Origin of the sequence: Roseiarcus sp. (assembly GCF_052145395.1) — a bacterium.
Lineage (GTDB): Bacteria > Pseudomonadota > Alphaproteobacteria > Rhizobiales > Beijerinckiaceae > Roseiarcus.
Genome location: NZ_JBKQOT010000220.1, coordinates 1 through 3,491 on the forward strand (window position 1 = coordinate 1; position 3,491 = coordinate 3,491).

Consider the following 3,491-nt stretch of genomic DNA (forward strand, 5'->3'; position numbering starts at 1 on the left):
AAAGTTCGCGCTCCTCCGCTCGTTCAACGGCTTCTTCGAGCTGCGAGCGCGTATTCGCGTCGTCGAGAACCTGTCGGCGCCCCTCGATCACGGCTTTATCGATGATTTCGGCCCTGACGCCGAGATCATCGAGGGCGTCCATGGAATGCCAAGCCTCGCGCTGGGTGAGATAGCCTGAGAGTCCGCCACAATCCTCAGGCGGGCAGGCCTCGTGGCCATCCACGCAAAACGCAAAACGGATAGCTTCGCTCGGAGATGGGCTCCAAACATTCTTCGAGCCGGATTTCGTGCCGCCAAGGAACGTTCAGATCATATTCGTAGACGAAGCGCGTCCCCTGCCGATCGCCGCCTTCTGCTGCGGACCGCGCCCCATGCTTCTGGCGGCGGCGATCGTCATCTCGGTTGCGCCTTCGGCGAGGCCAAGCGCCGAGTCGGCGTAGGACCGCAATTCATGGGCGATGCGCATGAGGGCCGAAGGCTCCGTTGCTTTCGCCGGCGCCGCGGGCGACTTTGCGGGGCGCGTCTTGCCGGGCGCGGTGGACTTGGTTTTCGAGCGCAGCGCCGATGTCATGCCTGCCTCCCTAGGTTCCGTACGCGGTGTCCGTTCACAGGTCGGCACCGTCGCGACGGAAATGGGTCGACCCTATCGGGCCGCTCGCCGAAGTCGATGCATTTGTCGAGCTATTCCACGAGGTTGTGACCCCTTTCGTCCAGCGCAATCTCCTGCCTCGAGACGGCGCGCCGCCATGAGCCGCAAAGCGATCGTTCAACGCGCGCGGAGCGGCCCCAACTTCAGGTACTTTCCTTGCAAGTAGTCCATGTAGGGCCGCGCTTCCGGCGCGAGATACGGGCTCAGCAGCGACAGGACATGATAGGCGGCGAGACCCGCGGCGATCTCGTCTGGGCTCTTGACCGGCATCAGTTTGACGAACGTGCTCCAGCAAGTTGCGGTGAATACGATATGAAACGCCAGGCTGTCGAGGTCCGCATCGTCCGCGACGATGACTCCCGAGTTGGCAAGGTTGCCGCACATCCGCCGGATCGCGTTGATAGCGCCCTCGGTAGTCTTCTTGATGCGCTTGCCGAGACGCTCATATTCGCGCGTCCGATAATCGATGTCGGAATAGACGAATCGATATTTTTCCATCGTGCCGAATGCCGCGTGCAGGGTGACCCAGACATCGTCCAACGCGGTCACGGAAGCGAAAGTGGCCACGAGCGGCGCCAGTTCGCCTTCCAGGCGGCGGAACAGGGCCTCGACGAGCAGCGTCTTGTTGTTGAAGTGGTAGTAGAGATTGCCCGGGCTGATGCCCATCTCGGAGGCGATTCGGTTCGCCGAAATCTTCGCCAGCCCCTCCCGATTGAACAGGTCGAGCGCCTTTTCGAGAATGCGATCGCGGGTCTTCATGTTGCTGTGATCGGATGGACGAGACGATCGCCGCCGCCTGTCGCGCGGAACGCTCCGCCCCCTGTTCGCCTGCGCCTTCGCATCAGCGTTGACCTCGCGCGCCCTTCTGCAGCTTTTCCGCCGGCGGCTTCGCGTTCTCCCGATTTCGCTTCTCCGTGTCGCCACCCGGCGTTCGACCGATCTTCTTTGCGGCCTTGGCCTCGCCTTCGAGGAGCTTGTCGAGTTCGGTCTCGATCACCGTCGCGATCTGTTCGCGAAACAGCGTCGTGACAAACCCGAGCTCGAGTTCGAGATGAAGATGATTGCGCGCCAGCATCAGGCTGCCGGAAAGACCCGGTCCATGAAGGTGGGCGACGTCTCCTATCCATGTCGCCACGACTCCATATTCGGCGGCGACATCTTCCGCGACCCGATTCGCGACTTTGACGGCGCGCGTACGCGTCAGGCGATGCCGGCGGGAAATCGCGATCCTGCTCACGACGCCGGTCCATCACAACTCACGACGCGAACAACGGCCGTCATCGATCGGCGGCGTCCGGCCAACGCGACGTATCGCCCCGACATGAGCATTGCCCCTCCCTTTGGCGCGACGGCGCGCCTGTGCCTGCGCGCGGACCATCTCTAGGCTTCTTAACCCAATTTTCGTGTTTTGCTAAGTTACGAGCCCTACAAAAACTCGACTATTTTTGCTGCGTCAGCTCGGGTTCCGGTTTCTCGGATAGCGCCTCGCCTGTTCGACGCCGACGCTCGATGCGCTCCATCGTCACACAGGATCGGATTCGAAGATGAAGACCAAGGCTCCAAAGACCGAGACGATTCGTTCCGTCGCGCTCGACGTCATCGGCAATTACCAGCGCGCCGCAAAATCGGCGAACGCCACGCTGCGCGAAGGGGGCATTCAGGGAATCGCCAAGGTCGACGAGGCGATCGGCGGCCTCGCGAAATACGAAGGCAATGTCACGCAACAGGTCAAGGACGCTCTGGGGACCGCAGGCGGGAAACTCGCGTCCACAGCGGATCGCACCAGCGGCACCGCGAAGCGCTTGCGCAAGACCGTGAAGAACGCTCTCGCCGGAGCCCAGGACGCTGTCGTCAAGGTCTCCAACACGGCGGACGGCGCCGTCGACAAGGTGTTCGACGGTGCGGCGAAGACGGTCGCTCGGATTCCTGAACCGAACGAGCGGGTCGCCGAAATCCTAAAGAAGACCGGCGTCGAGGCGGTCGAGCCCCTGGGCCTCAAGGGTGCGAAGCTGCTTCGCTACGTGTCCGGCGTTGTCGCGAACGGCGCGGAAAAGCTGTCGAACGCCGTAAGCGCGAAGACGGCGACCGCCGCGGAGCCGGCGCCCCGTCCCAAGGCGGCGAAGCCGGTGAAGGGGGGTGCTGCGACAAAACGCGTGGCCGCTAAGCGGCCGAGCGCGCCGCAGCGGGCCGCCGTGAAAAGGCGGACGAACGTCGTCCGGACGACCGCTGCCGACAAGTGACGATCGCGTCGCCCGCTATGAATTTCGGCTGAGGCCGCGCGCCGAGGATTTCCCGTCGGCGCGCGGTCGTCGCCAAACGGGAAGGGAGAAGCGCCCATGATGCGCCAGCTCGGGACGCTCGACGCCGAATTCGTTCATAAGGAGGCGGCACATTTTGACTCCAACATCACCCTGATCAAGATCCACGATCAGTCGACGGCGCCGGGCGGCAAGGTGCGCTTCAAGAGCCTACGCCCATGTTGAAAGCCGGCTCGATCAATCGCCGATTTTTCGCAGCAAGTTGCAGCCGACGCCGTTCGGCCTCAACCTCCCCTACTGGATCGAGGACGAGAATTTCGACCTCGAATATCATGTTCGCCACATCGCGCTGCCAAGGCCCGGCGACTGGCGGGAATTCTGCATCCAGGCGTCACGCATCCACGCGCGTCCGCTCAACCTCAATCGCCCCTCTTGGGAAATCTACGTGATGGAGGGCCTCGACGGAATCGCCGATCTACCCGCCGAGAGTTTTGCGCTCCTTGTCAAGGTCCACTATGCGGCGGTCGATGTCGATCGCGGCGCCGATATCTCGACGCTGTTGCATGACGCCACTCAACGTTCTC

The 3,491-nt window shown here is 62.8% G+C and carries 7 protein-coding genes and 1 pseudogene; 3 read left to right on the forward strand and 5 right to left on the reverse strand.

Annotated elements, in window-relative coordinates:
- The 5 genes and pseudogenes from ACLP25_RS07435 to ACLP25_RS07455 form a co-directional block, all read right to left on the reverse strand.
- A pseudogene (locus ACLP25_RS07435) lies at positions 1–223 on the reverse strand (plasmid pRiA4b ORF-3 family protein); the annotation flags it as partial.
- Positions 195–308: a hypothetical protein gene (locus tag ACLP25_RS07440; protein ID WP_442468582.1), complete on the reverse strand. Its 114-nt coding sequence runs from the start codon at positions 306–308 to the stop codon at positions 195–197. The pseudogene ACLP25_RS07435 and the gene ACLP25_RS07440, both read right to left, overlap by 29 nt.
- On the reverse strand, positions 305–571 hold the full coding sequence (locus ACLP25_RS07445; protein ID WP_442468577.1) for a hypothetical protein: 267 nt from the start codon (positions 569–571) through the stop codon (positions 305–307). The genes ACLP25_RS07440 and ACLP25_RS07445 overlap by 4 nt, the downstream gene beginning before the upstream one ends.
- A 195-nt stretch (positions 572–766) precedes the next feature.
- Positions 767–1,408 (reverse strand): TetR/AcrR family transcriptional regulator, encoded by a 642-nt coding sequence (locus ACLP25_RS07450; RefSeq protein ID WP_442468578.1) that lies wholly within the window; start codon positions 1,406–1,408, stop codon positions 767–769.
- An 82-nt stretch (positions 1,409–1,490) separates the two neighbouring features.
- Positions 1,491–1,886, reverse strand: a complete 396-nt coding sequence (locus ACLP25_RS07455) for a polyhydroxyalkanoic acid system family protein (RefSeq protein ID WP_442468579.1) — start codon at positions 1,884–1,886, stop codon at positions 1,491–1,493.
- 307 nt (positions 1,887–2,193) lie between these two features.
- Here ACLP25_RS07455 and ACLP25_RS07460 point away from each other — a divergent pair, with 307 nt between their 5' ends.
- The 3 genes from ACLP25_RS07460 to ACLP25_RS07470 form a co-directional block, all read left to right on the forward strand.
- Positions 2,194–2,889, forward strand: a complete 696-nt coding sequence (locus ACLP25_RS07460) for a hypothetical protein (protein WP_442468580.1) — start codon at positions 2,194–2,196, stop codon at positions 2,887–2,889.
- Positions 2,890–2,985: 96 nt separating this feature from the next.
- Complete coding sequence (locus tag ACLP25_RS07465; RefSeq protein ID WP_442468581.1) at positions 2,986–3,132, forward strand: hypothetical protein; 147 nt, start codon at positions 2,986–2,988, stop codon at positions 3,130–3,132.
- 22 nt (positions 3,133–3,154) lie between these two features.
- A partial coding sequence (locus ACLP25_RS07470; protein ID WP_442468583.1) for a wax ester/triacylglycerol synthase domain-containing protein occupies positions 3,155–3,491 on the forward strand: 337 nt, incomplete at its 3' end.

Bases quoted from the DNA above. Each gene is read 5' to 3' on its own strand.
- ACLP25_RS07445 (WP_442468577.1), bottom strand. From the start codon at position 571: ATGACATCGGCGCTGCGCTCGAAAACCAAGTCCACCGCGCCCGGCAAG.
- ACLP25_RS07450 (WP_442468578.1), bottom strand. From the start codon at position 1,408: ATGAAGACCCGCGATCGCATTCTCGAAAAGGCGCTCGACCTGTTCAAT.
- ACLP25_RS07460 (WP_442468580.1), top strand. From the start codon at position 2,194: ATGAAGACCAAGGCTCCAAAGACCGAGACGATTCGTTCCGTCGCGCTC.
- ACLP25_RS07465 (WP_442468581.1), top strand. From the start codon at position 2,986: ATGATGCGCCAGCTCGGGACGCTCGACGCCGAATTCGTTCATAAGGAG.